Origin of the sequence: Cedecea lapagei (assembly GCF_900635955.1) — a bacterium.
Taxonomy (GTDB): Bacteria; Pseudomonadota; Gammaproteobacteria; order Enterobacterales; family Enterobacteriaceae; genus Cedecea; species Cedecea lapagei.
In genome coordinates this window covers 1,594,104-1,620,909 of sequence record NZ_LR134201.1, presented here as the reverse complement: position 1 = coordinate 1,620,909, position 26,806 = coordinate 1,594,104, and the positions used below count along the sequence as shown (strand labels likewise).

The window sequence follows — 26,806 nt, the reverse complement described above, 5'->3', positions numbered from 1 at the left end:
TTTATTATTGATATGTTATAACATAACAATAATAGGTTTCGTTGTCATGCCGGATGTCAAAAAGTGAGTAAGCAGAAATGAACAAAGCCAGCGGATGCTGGCTTTGGAAAGGGGAAACCGTTATTGCAGACGGAAGACGCGCACCAGGTCACGCAGCTGTTTCGCCTGATCGTTCAGCGATGCCGCTGCGGCGACCGACTCTTCCACCAGCGCGGAGTTTTGCTGGGTGGTCGAGTCAATCATGCCGATAGCGCTGTTGATCTGGGAGATACCGTCGGTTTGCTCCTGGCTCGCCTGCTTGATCTCGCCGAGGATGCTATCCATCTCCTGCACGTTGTTGATCATACCGACAATCTGCGCGTTCGCTTTCTCCACCAGCCCCATGCCCTCGCGAGTCTGGGTCGTGGAATTCTCAATCAGGCTGCGAATTTCGCTTGCGGAGGAGGCGCTCTTTTGCGCCAGCTGGCGAACCTCGCCGGCTACCACGGCAAAACCACGGCCGTGCTCTCCGGCACGAGCCGCTTCCACCGCCGCGTTCAGCGCCAGAATATTGGTCTGGAAGGCAATGGAGTCGATAAGGTTAATAATGTCCGACATACGGTTAGAGGTTTCATTGATCACCCGCATTTTGCTGGTGACCTGAGACATCATCTGACCGTTGTTTTTCACGACCGCAGCGGCGTCAGAAGAGAGTTTTGTCGCCTCATTGGTATGGTCGAAGGTGTTTTTCACCGTCGCGGTGATCTGCTCCATAGAGGCTGCAGTCTCTTCGACAGAGCTGGCCTGCTCTTCGGTGCGGGCCGCCAGATCCTGATTGCCTGCCACAATCTGCGCGGCTGCAGAGGAGATGGTTTCCGATCCCTGCTGCACCTGGTGGACAATCTCTTGCAGGCGAACTTTCATGCTCATCAGCGCCTGCAGCAGTTCACCGGTTTCATCTTTGTGGGTCACGGTAATGCTGCCGGTCAGATCCCCTTCGGCAATGGCTTCGGCAAACGCAACGGCGCGCACCAGAGGGCGGGTAATAGAGCGGACAATAAACACCCCAATAACCGTACCCAGTACGATGCTGATCAGCGTCAGCAGGATGGTAGTCAGACGGTTGGAGCGGTAATCCTTGTCGACCTGCTGCCCGGCGGAGGTCATTTTCTGGTTCTGGATGACGATCAGTTCCTGAACCTTGTCTTTGTATTTTTCCTGAATCTGCAGGGTGGTCGACATCATTTCCTGCAGAGCGGCAGGTCGGTTATTCTGCTGTACCGCCTGCAAAATACGAAAGCGCGAGTCGAGGTACTCTTTACGAATAGCCGTTAGCTCCTGCAACGTCTTTTGTGAAGCCGCGTCGGTGCTTGATTTGTTTAGCTCCGCCAGCACCTCAGTGATGTGCGCGCTGATCTCAGCCAGATGTTTCTCTGATTTCTGGCGAAAGACGCCCGCTTCGTCCAGCAACATCAGCTGCTGCGTATTAACGAACGCCTGGAAGCTCTCAATCAAATCGTTGGCTTTTACGGTTGTCGGATAATCGTTGTTCACAATTGTCTGGATGCCGCTATTTGCTTTGCTCAGACTTAGCAGCGAAAGCCCAGAGCTGAAGATCATCAGTACGATAAAAATAGCAATTGTTAGCGTTAATTTGCTTCGTATTTTTACATCATGTAGTGACATTTTTTCTCCCTTGGGAAGTCTAATTTCATGAATGTGAAAAATTCTCTGCCGTTGAAACAACAGAGAATAAATAACACAAAGGGATGGAAGCACCTCGTACAGGCTTATCGGATATATTCTGATTAACTTTATGAATTTGATCGGTTTTTTCGTATGGTCAGGCCAGATGGATAGTCAGAAACTATTAATTGAATCGCAATTGATCGATGATTTGCGATAAAGGACGCTTTTTTGTTCTGTTTTTAGCAGGGGGAAAAAATCTCACCTCTATTTTTTAAAATACAGCAAGCGTGCGCTAAATATAAATTCAGCGCACACCACTTTAATTAGTTATTTAATGTTTTATTAACAACTCAAAACATCCCCAAATATAACAGGGGAATATCAGATTTGGTAATCGATGGCAGGTTCTTCCGGTTCCAGAGCCAGGCGTTTAATCTCCTCAACCGACAGTTCCGGGTTGCACAATTCAATAAAGCGCCAGACGTAATTACGCTGCAGCTGGCCGCGTCGGATACCGAGCCACACCGTGTTGGCATCAAACAGGTGACGGGTATCCAGGCGCACCAGGTTCCCCTCTTCGCCGCTTGCCTGGTCGGCCACAAGCCCGATGCCCAGCCCAAGTTCAACGTAGGTCTTCACCACGTCAGAATCCTGGGCGCTCAGCACGACGTCGGCCGTCAGGCCCCGGCGGGCAAACGCCTCATCAATACGTGAGCGGCCGGTTATCCCCTGCCGATAGGTGATCAGCGGCCAGCGGCTAATATCGTCCAGCGTCAGCGGCGAGGTATGGATCAGGGGGTGCCCCTGAGGAACCAGCAGGCTGTGATACCAGCGGAACCAGGGATAAGCCACCACCAGCGGATCGGTGCTCAGGCGTTCACTGGCGATACCAATGTCCGCCGCCCCGCTGTGCAGCAGCGATTCAATCTCCTGCGGCGTTCCCTGAATAAGCTCGAGGCGAACTTCAGGAAAGAGTGCCCGGAAGGCTTTAATCACCACCGGCAAACTATAACGAGCCTGGGTGTGGGTCGTCGCTATTGTTAATACGCCGCTGGTATCGTTGGTAAAAAGATCGGCCAGGCGGCGAACGTTGCTGGCCTCATTTAAAATACGTTCGGCAATCACCAACAGGGCTTTACCCGGTTCGGTCATACCTAATAACCGTTTGCCGCGGCGAATAAATATTTCAATCCCCAGCTCTTCTTCCAGCTCACGAATATGGCGACTGACACCGGACTGAGAAGTGAAAAGCATATTGGCGACTTCGGTGAGATTGTAGTCCCGCCGCGCCGCCTCGCGGATAATTTTAAGTTGCTGGAAATTCACATCGCCCCCGGGATCGTTACTGTTCTTCACACCATTGTTAAAGTCACAGCCCCGGCGGGACAAATAATAAAAACCAGCAACCTATTCCATTTAGTAATAAGCAGAGTTAACCGACCAGCATCAGCTCCCGATTTTCCAGCGCCGGGCGGTTCACCAGTGACATAAGAATTTCTTTTACCGCCTGGGCCTGAGGCGAAAGCGGCAGGCGCGCTGACAGATTAAGCGACAGCGGCAAATTCAGCGACGGGCTGGTGATCCGCGCCATCCAGCCGTTGGCCGAATCGGCAAGCGAGCGTGCCGCGGATTCTGGCAGTACGGTTACGCCCATGCCGCTGGCAATCGCTGCGGTTAAGGTAGAAATCGACTCGATTTCGCCGATAATTTTGGCCGTCAGACGGCGCAGGGAGAAAGCCTCATCCACGCGCTTGCGCACCGCGCTGTAGTCGCGCGGCAGGAAGAGATTCATGGCGGCAACGTCAGACAAATCAACGGTCACACCCGGACAGTCGCGGGTGCCCACGAGGAACAAGTCCTCTTTCAGCAGCGGCTGGCTGGTCAAGCCTGCGGTGGGCGTGCGATCGTACAGAACGGCCATATCAAGCTGCCCGCTGAGCAGTTTATCATTGAGCTGCGAGCCGCTATTTTCGTGCAGATAAACCTGCACATCAGGCAGCTCTGCGCGTACGGCCTGCAGAAGCGGCATGGTAATAGAGGATGCCGCCATCCCCGGCGCCAGCCCGATGGACACCAGGCCGTTAATCGTTTGGCCGACATTGTTTACCGCCAGCTGCGCCTGCTCACACTGGCGCAGAATGGTCCGCGCATGAGCATAAAGAATTTTTCCTGCTTCCGTCGGCGTGACGCCGCGTTTGGTTCGAATCAACAGCTGCTGATCCAGCTCCCCTTCCAGAGTGGCAACCTGCTGGCTGAGCGCCGGCTGTGCGATATGCAGTACTTCTGCCGCCTGAGTCAGGCTGCCAATATCAACGATTTTCACGAAGTACTTCAGTCGTCTTAAATTCATTTTGCCCCCTATTACGGTATGCCAGCCAGTCATGGCAGTGATGTCGCAAAAGGTTTTGCAATATGCTTGCCACATTTCTCAGCGGCGGCACAAACGCGATAACAGGCTGGATAATAAGAGAAACTAATAAAGGTCGGGGAAGGGATTAATGAAACCGGTATTTTTCCTGTGCTCCATAAGAGGCACGAATGCACCACGCAGGTGCATTCTGAGCGTAAAAACAGCGTGTCGGTCATCAGCCGACACGGTTGTTTACACGCCTGCCCACCACAGTCGCATTTTCATTCCCCAGTAGCTCGTCCAGCCGCTGGTAGTGGACACCACTTTGCCCTTGTCCACCACCACCAGCGTTGGCGTCACCCCAATCTGCCAGCTACGAGAGATCGCCCCGTCGGCGTCGTTAACCACCGGGAAGCTCACGCCCTTACGCGCCAGCCAGCGTGACACTTCGCTTTCGCTCCCCGAGCGAAGGGCGATGGTGAGCACGTTCTGCCCTTCCGCCTGCAGCTTGGCCACATCCGGCGTGGTAAAACGGCAGACCGCACACCAGCTGGCCCAAAAGTAGACCAGCAGTGGCCGCTCGGCGCTCAGGGCGCCCAGCGTGACGGTTTGCCCGTCAAGCGTGTGCAGCGGCGTGGTATCAAAAGCCGCTGGCGACTGGGGCGCCCGCCACCAGTCCATTATCAGCATGACGCTCGCCAACAGCAGCAGCAGAATCACCCCTTCACGCAGCCAACGCCGCAGTTTACTTGCCATGGGCGGCCGCCAGTTTTTCTTTGACCACCTCTTCCAGCGTCTCCCACGGCACGGCGCCTGGGATCATCTCATCACCAATGATGGTGGCAGGAGTCCCCTGCACGCCGACGATCCTTGCCAGCTGGAGGTTAGTGCTCAGGGTTTCCCTGCTTTTTTCATCCGGTGTTACCGGCGTTGCGCCGCTCTTCTCAACCGCCGTCGCAATACTTGCTGCATCGTGATAGCCCTTCTTCTGCATCAGCTTCTCATGCAGAGCCAGGAACTGGTCCGGGTGCTGGCGCCAGGTGGTCAGGACGGTTCGGGCCGACAGCACGGAGCTTTCCCCTTTGAACGGCAGCGGCTTAACGATCACCGCGACCTCCGGGTACTTCTGCACAATTTTCTCAAGCATCGGGTCAAGCTGCTTGCAGTACGGGCAGTTATAGTCGGTGAAATTCACCAGGGTTAACACGGGCTTTTTAGCCCCAAAGCGAGGGCTGGCCGGATCGTTAAACAGCGCCTGCTCAATCAGCACCTCCAGCTGTTTTTGCTGCTCGGCAGAAAACGGAGCAGGCTCTTCTTTCGCCGCCAGCGTCAAGCCGGAGAACAGAGAAAGGATCAGAATAACGGCGTATTTCATGGTGTTTTTCCTTTGGCTTCATCCAGAGTTGTCAGTACTGAATCGCGCGACAGCAGCGTAGGCAGAATTTTGCCTTCCGGCAGTCCGGGGCCATAAATTTGGTTGAAAGGCACGGCGACCTGGCCGCGGCTTCTTAAAAAGTCGGTGATTTGCGGGGACGGCAGCGTCCAGTCACCACGCAGGGCAACCACATCCGGCTCATGCAGGGCGGTCTGCACCTCTTCTTTATTCAGCACGTTGTACTTGTTGGCTTTACAGGTAATGCACCAGTCTGCGGTAACGTCGATAAACACCCGTTTATGCTGGGCCAGAGCATCCTGAATCGCCTGCTCGCTGAGCGGCTGCCAGGCAATATTTTCCTCAGCGGGCTTGCTGGAGGAAAGACCAAAATGGACCAGCAGCAGGCTCGCCAGCCAGATGGCCGACCCGAGCATCAGCAGGCCAAGCACGCGACGCAGCCAGTTCATCCAGTTGCCCGGGCGCGGCAAACGCAATGCAAGGCCGGGACGAAGCGCAATCAGCAGCCACGGCAGGCTCATGCCCAGCCCTAACGCGAGGAACAGCCCCCACAGCACCGGGTAAGATGCCGTCAGCGCAACGGCCACCGCCGTCCCGAGGAAAGGAGCGCTGCACGGCGTCGCCAGCAGCGTGGCAAATGCCCCCTGCCAGAAATGGCCCGCCATGCCGTGGCCACCCTGGGTTGCCAGCCGGGTATTCATATTTGAAGAGAGGCGGAATTCAAACAGGCCGAAGAGATTAGCGCTAAAGAGCAGCATCACCAGCGCCATAAAGCCGATAAACCACGGGTTCTGGAACTGGATCCCCCATCCCAGCGCCTGATTGGTGAGCCGCAGCACGGTCATCAGCAGCGCCAGCACCATAAAGGAGGCGATAATCCCGGCAACCGAGGCTAAAAACTGGCGGCGAACCAGGCCCCGGTCTTTTTGCTGAACAAGCAGAATCGAGCCAAGCTTCATTCCCAGTACGGGCAGCACGCACGGCATCAGGTTAAGGATAAGCCCGCCCACCAGCGCCATCAGAGCAACCTGCCAGAGCGGGAAGGCGTCATTGCCTCCTGCAACGGCCGGCGCAGAGCCAACAGGAAGCGTATTTTGTTGAGCAATGCCGTTGTCGGCTAACACCAGCGTGAGCGACTTGCCGCGCAGATCTGGCGCACCTTCGCCCCAGCTATCGCTGACCGGCACCGTAGCCTGGAGCAAATCGCCCTCAATGCGAAACACCGGCTTGCCCAGGTCAGCATCTTCTGGCGGGTCAAGATAAAGACCGGGAGCGCTCCAGCCTCCGGCACGAACGGCATCGATCACCAGGCTTCCCTGTCGATAGCCCACTTTCAGAGAGTCCGTCAGCCCGCTCTCAACCGGCACCTGTCCCATCGCCTGAGCAAAATCATGGGCAAACTGCGCATCCCCGGAGGTTGCCGCTACGGTAAACGCGTAATCGGTCAGCAGGCAGACATTACTGCAGGTGGATAGCGTCAGAACGCCGCTAATGGTGTCAGGTGCGCGGCCATGAACGACCATCGGGATAGTGACCCGATCGTGATAGCCCTGGGTGGTTATCCCGGCGACGTCAAAGCGTGCGGGTGTTGGCCAGAACCACTCGACTTTAGGCAGCTCGCCTTGCCAGGCAATGGTTGGCGCAACGCCGCCCTCACCTGGCGAACGCCAGTAGGTTTTCCAGCCTTTCTCAAGCTTTACATCCAGTAAAAGACGAGTGTCGTTATTAGCCGTGGTATCTGCACGCAGCCTGACGCTGGCGTGATCGTTGTCCGGCGATTGCAGCCAGCCGGTCTCTGCCGCCCAGGATACGGGCAGCCATAGCAGTAACAGGCATAGCAGCGCCTGCCTGAAGCGAATGAACATGTTTTTTCTCCATAAATGATTAACTAACTGTCGGTAACAGCCGGTTTGTCATTCACGGAAAACGCAGAAACGGAGATGCACCCTTAAGGTGGGAGGTGAAGTGGCTCTGGGGGGAGAAAACGGCATGCGCGTGGAACGCACCGGGGCCAGCAAAGTGAGCAGCAAGCAGAGCGCCAGTAGCGCCCCTTCGAACAAGACCGGCGGCACGCTGAGCAACGACTTGGCGCTCAGCTCACACGGCGTGACCGGGGAGTCACTTTCAGCCTGTGGGCTGTCGGACTGAACGCTAACGGCGCTGGCGACGGTTTCCATTTGCAGGGCATGCAGGCCCGCCATGCGCTGCGCAGTACAAACCAGTACCACGACACATGCCAGACAAAGAAACCAAATCCCTATACGCTGCTGTTTAACCATCAGGTCCTCACCATTTAACCCGGCTTATCTTAGCGGCTGGTAAAAGATTGGCAATCTTTGTGCTGTAAAGTTATGTCTGAGGGGCGTTTTTGGCGAGTATTGTTTGTTTTATCGGCAAACGATTCAAAAGGTGCCCTGCAGGCTTTGACAAGCCAGAGCGGCCTCGCTAATATTCGCCCCGTTCACACGATTCCTCTGTAGTTCAGTCGGTAGAACGGCGGACTGTTAATCCGTATGTCACTGGTTCGAGTCCAGTCAGAGGAGCCAAATTTGAGAAGCCCGCTTAAGGAAACTTAAGCGGGCTTTTTGCTTTTAATTTTCCAACGAACTTTATCCCTTCACAAAAATTCACTTTTCCTGCGCCCATGCCGTTCCCATTTTTTATTAGTCAGCTACTCTTCAAGTGTCCGGTATGGTTTTTACGCAGTCGGCAGGCCCCAGATTTATAAAAGCGGCACCCTTCCTCAATCGGTATGTCAGTAAATTTACAGGCATCATCGGGTCATATTGCCTGAAACGGCAGCGAACGGTAACGATCGTGAGAGATATAAAAGAAAAGCCCCTGCATGTGCAGGGGCTAAAGTTTCTTTATTTTTATTTTATGTAATGTAAAATTACAAGTGCTTACAATCTTGTGCATCGGGAAATCGGTGTACTAGATAATAATCTGTAAACATTTCCCTTGGTGTTGCTCAGGTCTTTGACCGCCTGACCCGCTGCGTGTTGGCGCGGTTGGTCAGGATTTTTTTAAGTTTAGAGAAGGCGTTAGGCAAAAAAAAGCTGTCTTTAAGTACAGGGGACTTCCACATACAGGGATACGCTATGTGTTCTGCAATCGAATTTTTTATAAGTAATCATAATGATTTACATCCCGGCCTCGCACGGGAACTGTATGGCTTACGCAAAAAAACATTTCATGAACGGCTCGAATGGAAGGTGGAATGTGAAGATAATCTTGAAAGAGATCAATTCGATAACGAGCATACAACTTATTTAATGGGGATGTCGGAAGGTCAATTATTTTGCGGCGCACGCTTTATTGATGCCAAATATCCGACGATGACGGATGAAATCTTTTATCAATACTTTAATAATATTAGTTTACCAAAAAATATTCCATGCTGTGAGATTACCCGCTTATTTCTTGATAAAAATCGCCGCGATGAAGGTAATTTACGTACCCTGCCCGCCAGCAAAGCGCTATTTCTGGCGATGATTATGTATTGTATCAACCGGGGCTATCCAGGAATGCACGCGGTCACCAGCCGGGGAATGTACGCCATCTTTCGCCGGGCGGACTGGAAGGTAGAGGTGCTTGAGAAAGGGCTCTCAGAAAAAGGCGAGGCGGTTTATTATATTTATATGCCTGCCAATCAACAGATTATCGAAGATATTATTAATAAAGATAAAAACAGCGTATGGCTGCGCGACACGCTCCACCAGCTCGAAAGCCTGTAACCCTGAGGCTCAGACGTCCAGCAGCCTTAGCTCAATGCTTAGTTTTACCGCGTGGCGAGCATTGTTAACGCCCAGCTTTTTCATCGCATTACCCATGTGAAATTTTACCGTTCGCTCGGTGATTGAAAGGATCGTCGCTATCTCCGCATAGGTTTTACCGGCGTAGACCCACTGCAAAATTTGCTGCTCCCGCGGCGACAGAAAGACGTTTTTCTTCAGCCGAATATCGCTGTACAAATTCAGCATTTTTTGGTGGAGCTGAATAAAGAAGGCGAGCACCGACGCACGATTGGTCGTCAGGTTGACGCCGCCGGGATGGTGGCTGATAAGCGATAATACCGCAAGATTATTAACGTAATCATGCAGCGGGAAAGTATGTCCCTGGAAGATATTATGCTGCGATCCTTCGTCGAATATGCGTTTTAGCGTATAGCCGGAAGAGACCATCATGCCGCTATCCCAGGAAAAATCCTCCACGCAGCTTAACGACCGCACAATGACCGGGTCGATAAACTGATATTTGTTCTCGAGGTAGATGTTAAACCATTGCGGATTGTTATTAATAATACGCATCTGCGATGGGTCTTTCTTATTCATTACCGCATACGCGTAGGTCGTATGCTTGTAATCCAGCACAAATTCCTCAAGCTCGCTTTGGATTAACGAGTTTACTACGCTGTCATTGTAATACGAATCCTTCACGTGTATGGCCATCCGTAATATACCGAGGGGGAAGTATAGATCATTTTAACGCACTTGCCTGTAGCCCAGGGCAAAAACTTGCGCCCTCTTCCCCTTCTGTTCCCCGGTGCAGCGCGGTGGATAAGCGTTAACGATGGCACGCCCAGGACTTTTCTCTGCCCTGCCATGCCCCCCCAATCCACCGACCCCAGCAGCACCGCCAGCTGCCAGCAAATGGACCGAGCCGGAGCCCATTAATTAATGAAAGCTAATAATATCGAGCCCAAAATAGCGGCATTCTTTTTTCTTATAATAAACAATTATCACGTTGATAATTTTTTATCACCGTGTTCTAGTCAAAATCAACTGAGGCAATAATAATATGAATTAAGAGGCAAGGCACCATGCATGATATTCGTGAAAAAATGAATCCGGAATTTAGTGCACTGCAGGGAGGTTTATTTGCCAGCGTAAAAAAAGCGGATGTTGGCACCGCCGTTCTGGATTTAATGAATAATGGCGTGGATATGCTTTGCTGGGCCGATCCCTTTTTCCCTGACCGTGTTTTACCCGAACATATTGCCAGCGCCGTGAGTCAGTCGCTGCTTGACGGCAGCGCAAGTCACTACACCATGCCTATCGGCAATCCCTCTCTGAAAGAGAAAATAGCCGAGAAGCTGAAACGCTATAACCATCTCTCCGTGGATCCACAGAGAAATATCCTGATAACACCGGGCTCTGACTCCGGTTTATTATTCGCGATGATGCCATTTATTAATAAGGGCGATGAGGTCTTAATTCATGCCCCCTCCTACCCCAGCAATTTCCTCAACGTGGAGTTGCTGGGCGGCAAGCCCGTCTCCGTGGAGCTCAAAGCCGAAGATAATTACCAGATAGATATCGAGGCCTTTAGCGCTAAGCTGACCGCAAAAACCAAAATGGTGGTGCTGACTAACCCTAACAACCCCACCGGCACGGTATTTCGCCGCGAAAGCCTGCAGCAAATTGCGGATTTTGTTATCCGCCATGATTTGGTGCTGGTCGTCGATCAGGCGTTTGAAGATGCCATTTTCGACGGCATCGATTTTTGTTCCGTCGCCTCACTACCCGGCATGTGGGAACGCACCGTTAGCGTTTTCTCGTTCTCCAAAGGCATGGGGCTAAGCGGTTTTCGCGTCGGTTACCTGGTTGCCGACGACCGCATTATGGACGTTCTGTTTGGCTGCACCGTCAACGTCCTTGGCGCCACCAACACCTCGTCTCAGGCAGGCATGCTGGCGGCGCTGAACAGCCCGGACTTCATGGATGAATACACCAGAATCTTCGACGCTCGCCGAAAAAAAGTTTTTGAGATTATTAATGCGATTCCCGGCGTTTACATGGCGATGCCGGAGAGCGGTTTTCTCTCCTGGATAAATATTTCTAAGCTGGGCAGTTCAGCTTTTATTTGTGATTACCTGTTAGAAAACGCAAAGGTGATTGTGAATGCCGGAACACCTTATGGCGATGGCGGCGAAGGTTTTATTCGATTAGTTCACGGTTGTTATAAAGACGACGAAAAACTCTATGCGGTACTTAACAAAATAAAAGAAGCACTCACTTTATTAGCACAGCACCAGGGGATAACCAATGACTGAAAATCAGCTCACCTTTCATGGCGGGAAAAACATAGCATTATTACCGTTAACGCTATTCATCATTTCCTGCTCACTGTTTTTTTCGGTTTATCATGTTTTTGATTTAACGGCGCTGGCCATGTGCGCCTTTATTGCCATCATGATCGGCGCTTTATTCTCCCGCAACGTCGGTGATTACTGGCGAGCGGTTATTTCTCAGGGGATAGGCAGTGAAATGGCTGTAACCATCGCCACCATTCTGCTCATCATTGGTATGTATGCCAGGATGATTGCCCAGTCCGGCGTGGCAGCCAGTTTCGCTATGCTGGCCAGCCAGCTGGGCCTGCATGACGGCGCATTTACGCTCTTTACCTTTGTCGCCGTCTGCATTGTTTCCACCGCCACCGGCACCTCGATTGGCACGCTGTTTACTGCTTTTCCGGTCTTTTATCCTTCCGGTATCTTACTGGGAGCCGATCCGATTGTGCTGGCAAGCGCCATTCTTTGCGGCGCTATCTTCGGCGACAACATTGCGCCAATCTCTGATACTACAGTGGCATCGGCATCCACACAGAGCTATACCAACCGCCGCGGTAGCGCCGAAATTGCCGGCGTGGTAGCGGCCCGCTTCCGCTTTGCTATCGTCAGCGCGCTGATAGCCTGCGTATTCTTCTATCTCTTTGGCGCCCACCGGGGCCCGGTCCCTTCTCTGCACATTGACAGCCACGCGGCAGCCTCCTGGCATAGCCTGTGGATGCTGCTGCCGATGGCGGTGTTGTTAGGGGTTGCGATGAAAACGCGCAACATTTTTAAGGCCATCCCGGCAGGGATCCTGTCCGGCATCGTGATTGGCCTGCTTTGTGGGATTTTCCATATCGCGGATATCTTCACGCTTGAAAACGGCAACGCCAACGGATTCCTGTATAAGGGATTCAGCGGCATGGTGAGCACGATCCTTTTTGTTCTCTCCCTGTTCGGGATTATCGGCATTCTTCGCGCCAGCAATACTATGGAGCGCATTTCATCGGCTATTTGCGGGAGCAAACTGGCCCAGTCGACCCGCGGCGCTGAATGGTGTATCGCCATCGGCTCGATCGTTACCACGGCTTTAGTCGGCGGCGTCACCAGCGCCTCTATTCTGGCCTTTGGCCCGGTGGCCAGCGAAATTGGCGCACGCAGAAAATTACACCCCTACCGGCGTGCGGTTTTGCTGGACTGTTTTGCCATGACCCTGGCGGCAATCCTGCCCTTCCTCAGCGCGTTCATCTTTATTGTCAGCGCCATTATCAGCTCGCTGCAAAAGGACTATCCGTTTATTCACGACGTTAACCCTATTTATTTATCATTAACTTCGTTCTACCCGCTCGCGCTTTTTGCGGTAATGTCTTTTGCTATCGTGGTCGGCTGGGGCCGGCACTATGAAAATAGCGAAGGTGAAGCCGTTCGCTACCTGGCAGAGGAGCCGCGTCCATGAACAACTTTCAGGTTATTTTCGTCAGCGATGTGATTGATATGGACGTGGATAACGTCTGGCAGAAGCTCTGCGCCTTTGATGAGTTCGCTGACTTCTTCCCCGCGGGAATGCGCTGTCGCTATTTGTACCAGACGCCCTCAGGGCCGGGCAGCGTGCGCCGGATTGATATGCCGGAGGGTTACGTGGAGGAACAGCTTATCGCTCTGGCAGAGGAGAGCCACACCCTAGAATACCTCATGCTGGCGACCTCGCTGCCTGTTGGCAATTACCGGGCGAAAATCGTTCTGAAGCCCATAACCCAGGGCGAGAGAACCTTTATCGAGTGGCGGGCCAGCTTCACTGCCGATCACCCCGAACCCGCTCAATTGGCCGAAGAAATTCGCGAGCACGTCTTCATCACCGCCATTAACGGTATGAAAAAATATTTTCACGCAGACAACGCTTAACCCCACGTAAAAGCAGGCGACACAGGCTCTCGCCTGCCGTTTTTAACGCTATTAGCCTCTTATAATGACGTAGTTTTTAAGGGAGTAAGGTTATGACCCAGGATGACATTATCAAATCATGGATCCCGATGGTTGATTTTATCGCCCTCACCTATGGCGAGCACTGCGAAGTGATTCTGCATGATTTACGCAATGTCGACAGGTCGATTGTCGCCATCAGCAACAGCCATATCAGCGGCCGGCAGATTGGCGGTACGATTACGGACTTCGCGCTAAAGGTTCTCAAGGAGAAGCGCTGGCAGGACAAAGACTTCCTTACCAATTACAAAGGCCGGATCCCCGGCAAGTCTGAAAACCTGCGCTCCTCCACTTTTTTCATTCGCGATGAAGAGAGCCAGATTATCGCGATGCTGTGTATGAACGTTGACTTAACCCACCTCTCCATGGCCAAAAGCGTGCTGGAGGGGTTACTGTTTGTGGAGCAGGAAAATAGGGGGGATGAGGAGACGCTCAGCAATCTTTCGATGACGGATATGCTGCATGAGCTGGTTTCAGAGGTGCTAAACGCCTACCCTCGCGTCCCCGCTCTGCTGGTCATGGAAGAGAAAAAACAGATAGTGAAGAAGCTCAATGATAAGGGCGTATTCTCGCTGAAGGGCGCGGTGGCCGAGGTTGCCAGGCGTCTTGAGACTTCTGAGCAAACGATTTACCGCTACCTTAAATAGCGGTTAGTGCAGGCGAAGCTCTCTGCCTTTCGCCTGCACCAGCGCTATCAGATTTCGGTTAAGATCTGGTTAAAATCAAGACGCGACTTCGGCAGTTTAGCGTTAAAGTCCTCCACGCTGCGGTAGCCCAGCGCCACCATCACCACGCTGGTGAAGCCTTTCTCGCGCAGGCCAAACTCCTGGTCCAGAGTGGCGGCGTCAAAACCTTCAATCGGCACGGCATCAATGTTCAAGGTGGAGACCCCCAGCAGCAGCGTGCCGAGGTTAAGGTAAACCTGCTTCTCCATCCAGTGCTGCGCATCTTTCAGGTCGAAGCGGTGCTTATTGGCATAGAATGATCGCCCTTTGTGCTGCCCTTCTTTCGCCTGCTCGGTGGCAAAGCGACCATCTTCCTGCTCTTTTTGCAGCAGCATCTGCAGGTGAGCATCGTCATAGGTAGTTTTCGCGCAGAGCACGACGACATGTGAAGCATCCAGCACTTTAGGCTGATTCGCCGCGTAAGGCCCGGTGGTCGCTTTCGCGATACGCGCCTTGCCTTCATCAGTGCTTGCCAGAATAAAATGCCACGGCTGCGAGTTGGTGCTTGAGGGGCTCAGACGCAGCAAATTTTTAATCTTATCCACGTCTTCAGCAGCAATCTTCTTAGAAGCGTCAAAAGCTTTGGTGGCATAGCGCCGTGAGGCAGCATCGATAATGTTCATCATTTTTCCCAAACGAGTCTCAGTCTTTTGCGGCGGCCAGGAAGGCCGCGGCGCGTATAAATTAAAGGGCAACCTCGTCCAGCGGCACCAGCTTCAGCGGCTCAGCGAGCAGCGCATCCATCTGTTTCACAAACGCCTGGAAGTGAGGCAAAGAATTGTGCAGATCAAGTGCCTGCTGGCCGCGCCACGATTCGCGGACATAAAACGTATCCGGATCCTCTTTAAGCTGGAACAGCGTGTAGTCCAGACAGCCCGGCTCAAGACGGCTTGGCGCAACCAGCGCTTTTAACGCCGCTTTGAGATTTTCCTGCTGGCCAGCTTTCGCTTTCAGCATCGCAATAATGGTCAGCGTTTCGCCCATCGCCATGATCAGAAGCCCTCTAGCACGATTTTACCCACCGCACGACCGGTTTCCAGCAGCGCGTGGGCGCGGCGCAGGTTGCCCGCATTGATTGTGCCATAGTGTTCGCCGAGCGTAGTTTTTAATACGCCCTGGTCGAGAAGCGCGGCCACTCGCGTCAGCAAATTGTGCTGCTCAATGATATCGCTGGTGACGAACATCGAGCGGGTAAACATAAACTCCCAGTGTAGCGAAATGCTTTTGGCCTTCAGCGCACGAACGTCCAGCGCCACCGGGTCATCAATCAGCGCAAATTTCCCCTGCGGGATAAGCGCCTCAATCAGTTGGGCATAATGCTGTTCGGTGTTGGTCAGACTGGCAACGTGGGTCACGTGCTTCACGCCGATACGCCCTAACTCTTCGGTCAGCGGCTTGCTGTGGTCGATTACGTGGTGTGCGCCAAGCTCGCTCACCCACGCTTGGCTTTCCGAGCGAGAAGCGGTGCCAATCACCGTGGCTTTTGTCAGCCTGCGGGCAAGCTGGGTCAGAATGGATCCCACGCCACCGGCCGCGCCCACAATCAGCAGCACAGCATCTTCACTGCCGTTTTCCTGAATGCCCAGGCGGTCGAAAAGCATTTCCCAGGCGGTGATCGCCGTCAGCGGCAACGCGGCAGCAGCGGCATTTTCTATGGAGTGAGGTTTAAGCGCCGCGATACGTTCATCTACAAGCTGATATTCGCTGTTACTGCCAGCGCGGGTCAGCGACCCTGCGTACCATACGGCATCGCCGGGCTTGAACAGCGTCACGGCTTCCCCGACTTCCACAACGGTACCCACGGCATCCCAGCCCAGCACGCGAGGCTCGCCACCGCTGAAGCCATTGCGGACTTTGGTATCAACCGGGTTGACGGAAATGGCGTTCACCGCCACGAGAATGTCATGGCCCTGCGCAACGGGCTTTGGCAGCGTAATGTCCTGCAGCGCATCAATATTGCTGCCGTCTTTCGCGGCGCGGGTAATAGCAATAGCTTTCATAGCAGCTCCAATAAGGTAATAGGTTCATCAATTTAGTAAAATCATGGTACAAGGAGCGCGGAAGCAGAAAAACTGGCGCCAGGAAACAACACTTATACTCGGAGAGTGAAAATGCTCAGGCTGGAAGACCTTACCCTGTTCGTCAGGGCTGCGGCGTTAAACAGTTTCAGCGATACCGCCAGAGAAGCCGGGCTGCAGCCAGCCCAGGTCAGCACCGCCATTAAGCGCCTGGAGCAAAACCTCAATATTCGCCTGTTCGCCCGCTCGACGCGTAGCCTGAGACTCACCCCTGAAGGCGAAGCGTGGCTGCCCTACGCCATGCAGGTCCTGCAAACGCTGGAGGCTGGCTATGAGCAGATCCAGCCGCCCAGCGACGAAGTACGGGGGACGTTGCAAATCGCCGTTCCTTCCGATCTTGGCCGTCATTTACTGCTCGACGTTTTTCAGCAATTTCGCCGCACCCATCCGGCGCTGAGCCTCAAACTTCTGTTTTCTGACCGGATAACGGACGTCTTTAAAGACCCGGTGGATGTGGCATTTCGCTATGGTAATAACGAGGATGCCTCGTATATCGCTCTGCCGGTTGCGCCGGAAAACCGCCGCGTGCTCGTGGCTTCGCCAGCCTATCTCCAGCGCTATGGCGAGCCACAAACCCTCGCCGACCTGGCTAAACACAATGCGCTGACATTTGTCCTTCGTGGGCGAGTTCACAATACCTGGTCGTTCAGCCTGCACGGAAAGCCGCATCAGGTAGCGGTGAAGGGATCAATGATGAGCGATGATGCGGAAGTGATTCACCGGCTGGCGGTGAAGGGCGAAGGCATTACCTACAAATCCTGGCTGGACGTAAGCGAAGATGTGCAGCAGGGCCGCCTGAAGCTTCTGCTGCCGCAGTATGAAGGGGACAGCATTCCGCTGAACCTTATTTGCCCCCACCGTAAACAGCTCTCTACCACGGTGCGCTTGCTGCAGGAGGCGGTCAGGGCGCGCTGTGAAAACGCGATGCGTACCCTGCCCGCAGTAGAGCGTTAAAACGTGACCCAGTCGCCTTCCGCCTCAGCCACGGCGGTGGTTTTAGCCTGGGGCTTTACCTTAGTTTCCACCTCAACCTGCTCGTCACGACCTGAAAGACGGAAACGTGCCACCGCCTTTTGCAACATTTCCGTCTGGCCTTCCAGCGCCGCTGCCGCCGCCGAAATCTGCTCGACCAGGGCAGCGTTTTGCTGGGTCACGCTGTCCATCTCGCTGACCGCCACGCTCACCTGAGAGATCCCCTTGCTCTGCTCGTCGGTAGCTGAGGCAATTTGCTTCATGATTTGCGTGGTATCGGAGACCGCTTTCACCACCTCTTTCATGGTGTTGCCTGCTTCGTTGACCAACGCAGCGCCGCTGTTGACCCGGCCAACAGAATCGGCAATCAGCGTTTCAATCTCTTTTGCCGCGCCCGCGCTGCGGCTGGCCAGATTACGCACCTCCCCGGCCACCACGGCAAAACCCCGGCCCTGCTCGCCTGCACGAGCGGCCTCAACGGCGGCGTTAAGCGCCAGAATATTGGTCTGAAATGCGATGCTGTTGATGACGCTGGTGATCTCGCTGATTTTGCGGGAGCTGTCGGAGATCCCCTCCATCGTGACTACCACGTCGCCGACCAGCTTGCCGCTGCGGCTGGCAGTCTGCGACGCCTTCTCCGCAATGCTGCTCGCCTGTCGAGCGTTCTCGGCGTTGAATTTTACCGTGGCCGTTAGCTGTTCCATGCTGGCAGCGGTCTCTTCCAGCGCGGCCGCCTGCTCTTCCGTGCGTGAAGAGAGATCGTTGTTACCGGAGGAGATTTCCGCCGAGCCACGGTAGATATTCTCCGTACCGCTGCGAATGGCGCTGACCGCATCGCGCAGGCTGCCCTGCATCTCGGCAAGCAGCGGGAACAATTTGCCCACGCAGTTGCGCCCAAAGTCCTCTACGGGACGGCTAAGATCGCCTTTTGCGATAACCGAGAAGTGGTCACGAATGCGATCCAGCGGCTTCACAAGCAGGGTCACGAGATAGCGGTCGGTAAACAGCAGGATCAGCAAACCGATAACAATCGCCACCACCACGGTGACCTTCATCAGGCGGGTCAGTGAGTCCACGGCGACTCGAGTACGGTCCAGACGCTCTTGCGCCACAGCGGTAAATTTGCTGCTGCTGGCCCCAAATGCCCGGCTCAGGGGCGGCGTAACCTGGGTGGCCTGCTGGCGATATTCCGCCGCGCTCCCCTGCTGAGCAAGCTGCATCTGCACGGCTACGCCGCTGTCTAAAAGCTGCTGCCATTTTGCAATCACGTCTGCGGAAACCGCCGGGTCCATCGGCCCTGGCGAAACGCTTTTCAGACGCTCAAGTTCGCTTTTCATGTTATCCAGCGCTTCCTGCACGGGCTTGAAGTCGGTAGCTTCGCCTGCGGCCTTAGCCTCCATCACACGTGACAGGCGGGTAATAAAGCGGAAATACTGGTCGTTACCTTTGCTAAGTATCGTCATCTGCGACACCAGTTGATGATCGACGGCGTTGCCGTCCCCAAGCTTCGCCAGCGAATAAACGGTAAAGACGCCAACGACCGACCACAGCAGGCAGAACAGCCCCAGCACAGTCAGCATCACCCGACGCACGGTAAAATTCTTTAACATTCCCACGTTGTTCCCCTCATCATTATTGTCGTTATCCCATTTATTCCGGGTATCACATGGGTTATCGGCAATCTTTGCATGGGTATTGATTTATTTGTGATGAATTTTTTAAGCGCCACGCATCGCCCGCAGTCTTTCGCTTTCGTTCTGCTCACGGCATGACATACTGAGGTTCTAACCCGGTCCGAACCGGTAAAGGAGAATCAATGAATAATGACGCTGTATATCCGGGCCTGACGCCTGCAGAGGCCCTGGAAAAGCTGGAAGAGCTTTATGAAAACTCGGTAACCGCGCTTCGCGACGCGATTGCCCTTTACACTCAACAGGGCACGCTGCCGGACGTTGATGCCCGTTCCGACGGGCTGTTTGTTTACCCGGAACTGCGCGTTAGCTGGGACGGCGTTCCCCGCGGCCCCAAAAACACCCGCTCCTACGCCCGCTTTACCCACTCCGGCAGCTATACCACCACGGTGACCCGCCCCGCGCTGTTTCGCAGCTACCTTGACGAGCAACTGAGCCTGCTGTGCGAGGACTATGGCGTCCACATTGAGGTTGGCCCTTCTCAGCACGAGATCCCTTACCCCTACGTGATTGACGGCCTGAACCTGGACCGCACCATGAGCGCTGGGCTGACGCGCCATTTCCCGACCACCGAGCTGGCGCAGATTGGCGATGAAACCGCTGACGGCCTGTTCCACCCAACGGAGGCCTGGCCGCTTTCCCACTTTGACGCCCGCCGCGTAGATTTCTCGCTGGCTCGTCTGCGCCACTACACCGGCACGCCGGTTGAGCACTTCCAGCCTTTCGTGCTGTTCACCAACTACACCCGCTACGTGGACGAATTTGTTCGCTGGGGCTGCCAGCAAATTCTTGACCCGGACAGCCCGTATATCGCCCTCTCCTGCGCCGGTGGCACCTGGCTTACCGCAGAAACAGAAGCCCCGGAAGAGGCGATTTCCGACCTGGCGTGGAAAAAACACCAGATGCCTGCCTGGCACCTGATCGACAAAAACGGCAGCGGCATTACGCTGATTAACATTGGCGTTGGCCCTTCTAACGCCAAAACCATCTGCGACCACCTTGCGGTGTTGCGCCCGGACGCCTGGCTGATGATCGGCCACTGCGGCGGGCTGCGTGAAAGCCAGCAGATTGGCGACTACGTGCTGGCGCACGCTTACCTGCGTGATGACCACGTGCTCGACGCGGTGCTGCCGCCGGACATCCCCATACCGAGCATCGCCGAAGTACAGCGTGCGCTTTACGACGCCACCAAACAGGTTAGCGGCATGCCGGGCGAGGAAGTTAAACAGCGTCTGCGCACCGGCACGGTGGTGACCACCGACGACCGTAACTGGGAGCTCCGCTATTCGGCCTCTGCGCTGCGCTTTAACCTCAGTCGGGCGGTCGCTATCGACATGGAAAGCGCCACCATTGCCGCCCAGGGTTATCGCTTCCGCGTACCTTACGGCACGTTGCTGTGCGTCTCCGACAAACCGTTGCACGGCGAAATCAAGCTACCGGGCCAGGCAAACCGCTTCTATGAAGGGGCTATTTCCGAGCACCTGCAGATTGGCATTCGCGCCATTGATTTGCTGCGTGCAGAAGGTGAGAAGCTGCATTCGCGCAAGCTGCGTACCTTCAACGAGCCGCCGTTCCGTTAACAAAAATAATAAGGAGCCTGGATGCAACACACTTCATCACTCGCCGCGCTGCGTGCGCTGCTCAGGGATCGCGAGCTGGATGGGATCATCGTCCCGCGTGCCGATGCCCATCAAAGCGAAGACTGCGCGGCTCACGATAATAAGCTGGCTTTTATCAGCGGCTTTACCGGCTCGGCCGGACTGGCGCTGATCCTCGCCGACCGCGCCCTGCTGTTTGTGGACGGGCGCTATCAGGTTCAGGCTCGCCATCAGGTGAACCTGGCAGAGTTCGAGATTCATCATCTGCACGACGAGCCGCTTCACCTTTGGCTGCGCGATAACCTGTCTGCGGGCAAACGCATCGCCTTTGAGCCATTGTTGATGGTCAACAGCCAGTATGAAAGCCTGCGTACCAGCGGCTGCGATCTGGTGACGGTAGATGACGATCCGCTCGATGCTATCTGGCCTGACCGCCCGGCGGCACCCTGCGGGGAAATCATCGCCATGCCGGACGAAATCAGCGGCGAAAGCTCCGCCTCAAAACGCGCTCGTGTGGGGCAGGCGCTGAACAAAGCGGGCGCCGATTATCTGGCCGTGACGCAGCCGGACAATATCGCCTGGCTGCTGAACGTGCGTGGCTCGGATATTCCGATGAGCCCGGTTCCGCACTCCTTCGCGCTGGTGAGCGCCGACGGCAACATTGAGTGGTTTGTTGACGAGGGCAAACTGCGCAGTCTGGATAAAGCTCAGCTAAACGGCATCTCGCGCAGTCCGATGGATGAATTCCTCCCCCGCTGTCAGCAGGCTGCGGCAGGTAAACGGATTCTCATTGATCCGGACTCTGCGCCGGTTGCGGTTCGCTTTGCCGTTGAGCACGGCGGCGGCAACGTGGTGTGGGGACCCGACCCCATCACGCTTATTAAAGCCAATAAAAATGAAACCGAGCTGGCGGGCTACCGCGACAGCCACATTGAAGACGGCGTGGCCTGGGTGAATTTCCTCGCCTGGCTGACCCGAGAAGTGCCGCTGCGCGAGGCCGCAGGCAATCCGGTCACCGAGCTGGAAGCTCAGGAAAAACAGCTTAGCTTCCGCCAGCAGGGCGCCACCTTCATCGAGCAGAGCTTTAGCACCATTTCCGCAGCGGGCAGCAACGCCGCGATGTGCCACTACCACTCTTCGCCGGAAACAAACTTTGCGATCACCGGCGGGCAGTTCTACCTGAATGATTCCGGCGGCCAGTATCTCAACGGCACAACGGACGCCACCCGCACGCTCAGCTTTGGCGAGCTGGACGCTACCCGTCGCCTGCATTACACCGCCGTGCTGAAAGGTTTTCTGGCGCTTATATCACTGCAGTTCCCTCAGGGGACTCAGGGCCACCAGCTCGACGCCTTTGCCCGTCGCCCGCTTTGGGAGCTGGGGCTGGATTACGATCATGGCACCGGGCACGGCGTCGGCCACCGGCTGATGATCCATGAAAACCCGCACCGCATGGCGAAAAAGGTGAACCCGTGGCCAATGTTGCCGGGCAACATTATTACCATCGAGCCGGGTTACTATCTGGCGGATAGCCACGGAATTCGTATCGAAAATCAGGTAGAGGTTATTGCCTCCCGGCCTGGCTTCTGCAAGTTCTCGTCGCTTACGCTGATCCCTGTCGATCTGGCGGCAGTCGATTTCGACTTACTTAGCCCGCAGGACATCGCCTGGCTTGATGACTACCACCGGCAGGTGCGCGAAACGCTCTCCCGCGCGTGCACGGAGAGGCGCTTCAGTGGCTTGAGTCAGCCACAAAACCGGTCAGCCAGCAGCGCAGGCATTAACCGTTCAGGGCCGCTTTTGCGGCCTTCTCCCTTGATTTGCTGGATTAATCGGCAGTTAAACGCATTTCGCCAAAACAGCCTTTGACAACCCACACTCACCCCGCTAGTATTCGCCCCGTTCACACGATTCCTCTGTAGTTCAGTCGGTAGAACGGCGGACTGTTAATCCGTATGTCACTGGTTCGAGTCCAGTCAGAGGAGCCAAATTCGAGAAGCTCGCTTAGGAAACTAAGCGGGCTTTTTGCTTTCTAAAAACCCTCCATCTTTCGCGTTATCCCTTCTGACTCTCCAGATATAAATCAATTGATTAACATCAAAAACCGCCATCAAAACCGGCTATTGGATCCACAATCAACACAGTATGTTAAAAGCTTTAAACCAGATGGATCGGGAAAATACTAATGGCTGCAGTTTCGATAAATAAAATAAGCGGTGCAATTATCTCCGGGATAGAAAAAGCACAGATGGATTATGCGGAAATGTCTGGCGGTGAGTGGGTATGGAATGCCGCTGAATATGTTCTCACCACGTATATTGCTAAAGAGATCCATTCTCTCGAAGGCAGTAAGTTCGTAACCATTGAACACAGTGGCCTTGCTGCCCTGGGCGATGCCGGAGCAATTGGGCCAGGGCCTAAGCCTTTAAAAGCGAGGCTCAGAGGCCGTTTTGACCTGTTGCTATGGTGGGCAAACAGCAAGCCAAGAGCGGTGATTGAGGTGAAAAACCATCCTTCAGGCCCCAAAGGATGGGTTAAAGATATCGAGCGTATCGCCGCCGTTCTGAATATGCAAAAAGACAACTCCTCTTTTCATTTCGGGGCTTTTGCCTATTACTATTCTGCGCAAGATGGAAGACAGCTCAGCGCCGAGCAAAAACTGGCCCGAAAGCTTGAGAGAATGAAAAAGTACGTGGCGTCATCGCTATCGAATAAATTCAGGATAGAGCAGGTAGAGTCAAATATACACAATGAAGGTGAGTATGGTGCCTGGGTGGCGGCCTGTATCATAATAAAACGTGTCAACTAGCAGCGTGGGATCCCTGAAGCAGAAAGCCCGTGCTCTGAAGCTGACGCGGGTTTTCCAGAGCCGCAAAGCGCCTCCTTACCGCAGCTCGTTATCCTCTGAACCCTGCCCCACTCAAAATCAATCCTTTCTGTAAGCTAAAAAGGCATTCTCAGTCATTATCGCCAAATGTAGAAAAAAGCTGGCGAGCAGGTACTTTTCTCTTCAGAAACGGAAAATAATTTGTTTAGGTATCGATGCGATAAATAAGCTTAATTTGTTATTAACTATTTCTATTAAAATATAACGGCATCGCCTTTTTGTTTGAATTTTATACAAAATGCTGAAATCTTCCTCTTATCTTCATTATTTAGAATCCTCTAGTTACACATTGTTTCCTTCCTGAATAAATATTAAACACAGCATTTTATGCTGTTATCTTGAACATATTTTTTCACTTTGTTGTCCTCTTTTACTGTGTTACATATTTAAACGTGGTGCAGAGACACCAACACGTAAAAACGACAATAAATAGCTATTATAGGCAGGGCAATAAATGAAGAAGTCAAAATTATCTATTTTGATTGGCGGCGTCGTGCTGTCAACGCTTTCCGCTGGCGCTCATGCGGAAATCACGGTATTAGAGAAAAATCCGCAGAGTAATACTTTGCTGGCACCGTTAAGTTTGACGGTGGGCGGTAGTATTCGTCCGGAGTGGATATTTAATAATGGTCCGGAGCCGGGTTATTATAAAAATGGTCACGACGGCGGCACACGTTTCCGCTTCGGTGCAGACTATAAGTTAACTCAGGATACATCGCTGGTAGGTTATTACGAATGGGGTGTAGATCTGGCCCATGCGCTAAGCTGGGACGGCCACTATAACACCGACGGCAAACGCGATTATCAGCGCCAGTCGTACGCCGGAGTGAAAGACGACCGCTATGGAACGCTAACCTACGGTCACCAGTGGGGCATCTACTATTCCGTTATCGGCGTGAAAAGCGATGTCTGGGATAACGATGGTCACGCAGGCGCAACCGGCATTGGCGTTAAGGGTGATTACGACGGTGCAAACCGCCCTAAAAACAGCATCAAATACACCAACGATTTTGGGCCGGTTAAACTTTATGCTAACTATTTGCTGCCCGAAGATGAAACCGGTATTGCCGATAACCGTGCCTACCGCCGTAATCACGGCGCAGGTTTAGGTCTTGATTATAATATTACCAAGAGTTTCACCTTCAGCGCAGCCTATAGCGAAACGGACGCAACAATTAAAGACAGCGATTTTAATCAGAAGGGTTATCACCAGCAGATTTCCGGCACCGCATTAACCTGGCAGCCCGGCAACTGGTATATTGTCGGCACCGCAAGTTATTACAAAGATTTTGTGCCGAGCACGCGTGAAAATACCGTTTCCCATTATTTTGCCGGCAGCGGTTATGGTTTAGAGAGCTTTGTCGGTTATACCTTCAATATTGATAAACCATTCCTGAAGTCTATTCAACCTTACGTCGCCGCGGACTCGCTGCGTCTGAAAGGAGACGAAGATTTCCACGCCAACCATGTTTATCTTGGCGCAGGAACCACCATTGGTTACGGCCTGTCGGTTTACCTGGAGAGAACCCTCGCCAGCAGCTCAGACGGAGAGCCGGACTCGACCTGGCTGACCGTGTTCTACGATTTCTAATTCTTAACGACACCAAAACAAGAAGCCTGCTGAAAAGCAGGCTTCAGGCTGATGACAGCCGCAATAAAGTGAAGAAGCATCAGATAGCACCTATCAATAAACCAGGAAAATCAATTTTTAGATTTTCAACTGCTTACCACCGGGGAAAAACCACGCTTTTCCCCTGGTGGCCCCACCTTCCGTATACCGTTTACCGTCATAGGTGCGGCTTACTACAGTCTTCGGGATCGCCCTGGGGTTTATTAACGGCCCATAGCGTTATGGCCGCCAAAACTTCACGCTACAAGAGGTTAATTAAGGAAAATATAAGGTGGCTTAAATTAATTTACAGTCCATAACACCCGGATATTACCAGCCAGAATTTTTGAAAGTCTTCATCAATAACCCCTGCTATTCATTGTTCAACCGGCGAAGTAGCATGCATGCATCAAACGACGATTCACTTTATTATCCACATTGAGAGATTCATTATGATGCGCAAACTGATTACCTCCGCCCTGACTCTGACCGTACTTACCGCCCTTACCGGCACGGCTTTTGCCGCCACCGAAGTTCAGCAACCTGGGACCGGGCAAAGCGTTGGCTCTGTTTCAACCAGCGGCGCAACCACGCTTGATCAGGCTATAAATCAGTTGTCTGATAAAGCCGACAAAGCCGGAGCAAGTTCGTTTAAAGTGACGTCCGCAGGCGGGCAAAATAAGCTTTATGCCACTGCAGAATTATTCAAATAAATAAATGCTCGCGAATGGCGAGCTTTTATTTTTCTGTCCCTGACAATTACAGCCGCCCGGTCTCCGTGGTGGCTGTATTTATTTGCACCGGCATACCCGAGCGGCGGTTCAGAGCTTCACTGACAACGGCGGCATTCACGTCTGCCGCCTGAGTTGCACTGCGCAGCACGGTGGTCATTGGCAGAGGAACCTTCTTATCGGATTCAAATTCCGCTCGGTTACGCGACAGCGGCTCATGAACTTCCAGCCAGCGTTTACCATCCGGCTCGGTGGTGACCTTCACCGGCTGGTCAATCAGTTGAACGCGCGTGCCGACTGGCACGTTGTCGAACAGATATTTGATATCGTCATTGCGCAGGCGAATACAGCCCTGGCTGACGCGCAGGCCGATGCCAAAGTTGGCGTTAGTGCCGTGAATAGCGTACAGCTTGCCGATGTAAATGGCGTACAGGCCCATCGGGTTATCCGGCCCCGGCGGCACAAAAGCTGGCAGCGTTTTGCCCTCTTTGGCGTACTCGCGGCGAGTGTTCGGCGTAGGAGTCCATGCGGGAGCATCTTGCTTACGCTCGACGCGTGTCACCCAGTTGCGCGGCGTTTCACGCCCTGCCTGGCCGATGCCGATCGGCAGGATCTCTACCGTGTTGCTGTCCTTGGGATAGTAGTAAAGACGCATTTCCGCCACGTTGACCACAATTCCCTCACGTACGGTGTCCGGCAGAATAACCTGCTGGGGGATAACCAACTGCGTGCCGACTTTTGGCAGGAATGGATCGACGCCTGGATTAGCCTCCAGCATATTGCTGAAACCCTGTCCGTACTGGGCGGCAAAATGCTCGAGCGGCTCCTTGTTGCCCTCCGGCACGGTAACCATGACAGGCGCGCCCACCAGGCGGCTGCCTTCCGGCGGCAAAGGATAGGATACGGCCAGCGCACTCTGCGTGACCGCCGCCAGAGCAAAGGCCAGCGTGGAGAAACGAATCATAATTTCCCTGTTAGTTAACATGACGTGAATACGTTAAGCATAACCGTACAAGTAAAATTCTGTAAGGATCCCGGCGGAGTATGGTCACTAATTATACAGCGGGTTGCG

The 26,806-nt window shown here is 53.8% G+C and carries 23 protein-coding genes, 2 tRNA genes and 2 pseudogenes; 14 read left to right on the top strand and 13 right to left on the bottom strand.

Annotated elements, in window-relative coordinates:
* Positions 1-120: 120 nt before the first annotated feature.
* The 7 genes from EL098_RS07835 to EL098_RS07805 form a co-directional block, all read right to left on the bottom strand.
* A complete protein-coding gene (locus tag EL098_RS07835; RefSeq protein WP_126355721.1) occupies positions 121-1,665 on the bottom strand; it encodes a methyl-accepting chemotaxis protein in 1,545 nt (514 codons plus the stop codon).
* 384 nt (positions 1,666-2,049) lie between these two features.
* Positions 2,050-2,994, bottom strand: a complete 945-nt coding sequence (gene cbl / locus EL098_RS07830; RefSeq protein ID WP_126355720.1) for an HTH-type transcriptional regulator Cbl — start codon at positions 2,992-2,994, stop codon at positions 2,050-2,052.
* A gap of 106 nt (positions 2,995-3,100) precedes the next feature.
* Positions 3,101-4,018 (bottom strand): nitrogen assimilation transcriptional regulator NAC, encoded by a 918-nt coding sequence (gene nac, locus EL098_RS07825; protein WP_126355719.1) that lies wholly within the window; start codon positions 4,016-4,018, stop codon positions 3,101-3,103.
* A 252-nt stretch (positions 4,019-4,270) separates the two neighbouring features.
* A complete protein-coding gene (locus EL098_RS07820; protein ID WP_126355718.1) occupies positions 4,271-4,774 on the bottom strand; it encodes a protein disulfide oxidoreductase in 504 nt (167 codons plus the stop codon).
* On the bottom strand, positions 4,764-5,393 hold the full coding sequence (locus tag EL098_RS07815; protein ID WP_126355717.1) for a DsbA family protein: 630 nt from the start codon (positions 5,391-5,393) through the stop codon (positions 4,764-4,766). Before EL098_RS07815 ends, EL098_RS07820 begins: the two co-directional genes overlap by 11 nt.
* Positions 5,390-7,276 (bottom strand): protein-disulfide reductase DsbD family protein, encoded by a 1,887-nt coding sequence (locus EL098_RS07810; protein WP_126355716.1) that lies wholly within the window; start codon positions 7,274-7,276, stop codon positions 5,390-5,392. Before EL098_RS07810 ends, EL098_RS07815 begins: the two co-directional genes overlap by 4 nt.
* A 48-nt stretch (positions 7,277-7,324) precedes the next feature.
* Positions 7,325-7,690 (bottom strand): copper resistance protein, encoded by a 366-nt coding sequence (locus EL098_RS07805; protein ID WP_126355715.1) that lies wholly within the window; start codon positions 7,688-7,690, stop codon positions 7,325-7,327.
* A gap of 191 nt (positions 7,691-7,881) precedes the next feature.
* Here EL098_RS07805 and EL098_RS07800 point away from each other — a divergent pair.
* Both EL098_RS07800 and EL098_RS07795 read left to right on the top strand, forming a co-directional pair.
* A tRNA-Asn gene (locus EL098_RS07800) sits at positions 7,882-7,957 on the top strand.
* A gap of 555 nt (positions 7,958-8,512) precedes the next feature.
* Positions 8,513-9,148 (top strand): acyl-homoserine-lactone synthase, encoded by a 636-nt coding sequence (locus EL098_RS07795; RefSeq protein WP_126355714.1) that lies wholly within the window; start codon positions 8,513-8,515, stop codon positions 9,146-9,148.
* Positions 9,149-9,157: 9 nt separating this feature from the next.
* On the opposite strand, the gene EL098_RS07790 is transcribed toward EL098_RS07795, so the two are convergent.
* Entirely contained in the window at positions 9,158-9,850 is a 693-nt protein-coding gene (locus EL098_RS07790; RefSeq protein WP_164716795.1) for a helix-turn-helix transcriptional regulator, read from the bottom strand.
* Positions 9,851-10,233: 383 nt separating this feature from the next.
* Between EL098_RS07790 and EL098_RS07785 the strand changes: the two genes are divergently transcribed.
* From EL098_RS07785 to EL098_RS07770, 4 genes are all read left to right on the top strand, one after another.
* A complete protein-coding gene (locus EL098_RS07785; protein WP_126355713.1) occupies positions 10,234-11,466 on the top strand; it encodes a pyridoxal phosphate-dependent aminotransferase in 1,233 nt (410 codons plus the stop codon).
* The gene (locus EL098_RS07780; RefSeq protein WP_126355712.1) at positions 11,459-12,919 is read left to right on the top strand and encodes a Na+/H+ antiporter NhaC family protein; all 1,461 of its coding nucleotides are present in this window, start codon (positions 11,459-11,461) and stop codon (positions 12,917-12,919) included. The genes EL098_RS07785 and EL098_RS07780 overlap by 8 nt, the downstream gene beginning before the upstream one ends.
* Positions 12,916-13,365 carry an SRPBCC family protein gene (locus EL098_RS07775; protein ID WP_126355711.1) on the top strand — a complete coding sequence of 150 codons (450 nt, stop codon included), beginning with the start codon at positions 12,916-12,918 and terminating at the stop codon, positions 13,363-13,365. Before EL098_RS07780 ends, EL098_RS07775 begins: the two co-directional genes overlap by 4 nt.
* Positions 13,366-13,457: 92 nt before the next feature.
* The gene (locus EL098_RS07770) at positions 13,458-14,090 is read left to right on the top strand and encodes a helix-turn-helix transcriptional regulator (protein WP_126355710.1); all 633 of its coding nucleotides are present in this window, start codon (positions 13,458-13,460) and stop codon (positions 14,088-14,090) included.
* A gap of 47 nt (positions 14,091-14,137) precedes the next feature.
* Here the strand turns inward: EL098_RS07770 and nfsB are convergent, their stop codons facing one another.
* The 3 genes from nfsB to EL098_RS07755 form a co-directional block, all read right to left on the bottom strand.
* Entirely contained in the window at positions 14,138-14,791 is a 654-nt protein-coding gene (gene nfsB / locus EL098_RS07765) for an oxygen-insensitive NAD(P)H nitroreductase (RefSeq protein ID WP_126358381.1), read from the bottom strand.
* A gap of 61 nt (positions 14,792-14,852) precedes the next feature.
* Complete coding sequence (locus EL098_RS07760) at positions 14,853-15,158, bottom strand: putative quinol monooxygenase (protein ID WP_126355709.1); 306 nt, start codon at positions 15,156-15,158, stop codon at positions 14,853-14,855.
* 2 nt (positions 15,159-15,160) lie between these two features.
* Complete coding sequence (locus EL098_RS07755) at positions 15,161-16,168, bottom strand: zinc-binding alcohol dehydrogenase family protein (RefSeq protein ID WP_126355708.1); 1,008 nt, start codon at positions 16,166-16,168, stop codon at positions 15,161-15,163.
* 111 nt (positions 16,169-16,279) lie between these two features.
* Between EL098_RS07755 and EL098_RS07750 the strand changes: the two genes are divergently transcribed.
* On the top strand, positions 16,280-17,200 hold the full coding sequence (locus EL098_RS07750) for a LysR family transcriptional regulator (protein WP_126355707.1): 921 nt from the start codon (positions 16,280-16,282) through the stop codon (positions 17,198-17,200).
* Here the strand turns inward: EL098_RS07750 and EL098_RS07745 are convergent.
* Positions 17,197-18,834: a methyl-accepting chemotaxis protein gene (locus EL098_RS07745; protein WP_126355706.1), complete on the bottom strand. Its 1,638-nt coding sequence runs from the start codon at positions 18,832-18,834 to the stop codon at positions 17,197-17,199. The genes EL098_RS07750 and EL098_RS07745 overlap by 4 nt on opposite strands.
* 200 nt (positions 18,835-19,034) lie before the next feature.
* Here EL098_RS07745 and EL098_RS07740 point away from each other — a divergent pair, with 200 nt between their 5' ends.
* From EL098_RS07740 to EL098_RS07715, 7 genes and pseudogenes are all read left to right on the top strand, one after another.
* Positions 19,035-20,489, top strand: coding sequence for an AMP nucleosidase (locus tag EL098_RS07740; RefSeq protein ID WP_126355705.1), 1,455 nt, complete (start codon positions 19,035-19,037; stop codon positions 20,487-20,489).
* A 21-nt stretch (positions 20,490-20,510) separates the two neighbouring features.
* Positions 20,511-22,291 (top strand): annotated as a pseudogene (locus EL098_RS07735) (aminopeptidase P family protein).
* A gap of 128 nt (positions 22,292-22,419) precedes the next feature.
* Positions 22,420-22,495 (top strand) — tRNA-Asn (locus EL098_RS07730).
* Positions 22,496-22,692: 197 nt separating this feature from the next.
* A complete protein-coding gene (locus EL098_RS07725; RefSeq protein ID WP_126355704.1) occupies positions 22,693-23,316 on the top strand; it encodes a hypothetical protein in 624 nt (207 codons plus the stop codon).
* Positions 23,317-23,848: 532 nt separating this feature from the next.
* Positions 23,849-24,985: a porin gene (locus tag EL098_RS07720; RefSeq protein WP_126355703.1), complete on the top strand. Its 1,137-nt coding sequence runs from the start codon at positions 23,849-23,851 to the stop codon at positions 24,983-24,985.
* 162 nt (positions 24,986-25,147) lie between these two features.
* Positions 25,148-25,231: pseudogene (locus EL098_RS23405) on the top strand (hypothetical protein); the annotation flags it as partial.
* Positions 25,232-25,455: 224 nt separating this feature from the next.
* Positions 25,456-25,716 (top strand): YdgH/BhsA/McbA family protein, encoded by a 261-nt coding sequence (locus EL098_RS07715; RefSeq protein WP_126355702.1) that lies wholly within the window; start codon positions 25,456-25,458, stop codon positions 25,714-25,716.
* 46 nt (positions 25,717-25,762) lie between these two features.
* Here EL098_RS07715 and ldtA read toward each other — a convergent pair whose 3' ends face one another.
* Positions 25,763-26,698 carry a L,D-transpeptidase gene (gene ldtA / locus EL098_RS07710; protein WP_126355701.1) on the bottom strand — a complete coding sequence of 312 codons (936 nt, stop codon included), beginning with the start codon at positions 26,696-26,698 and terminating at the stop codon, positions 25,763-25,765.
* Positions 26,699-26,806: the final 108 nt, after the last annotated feature.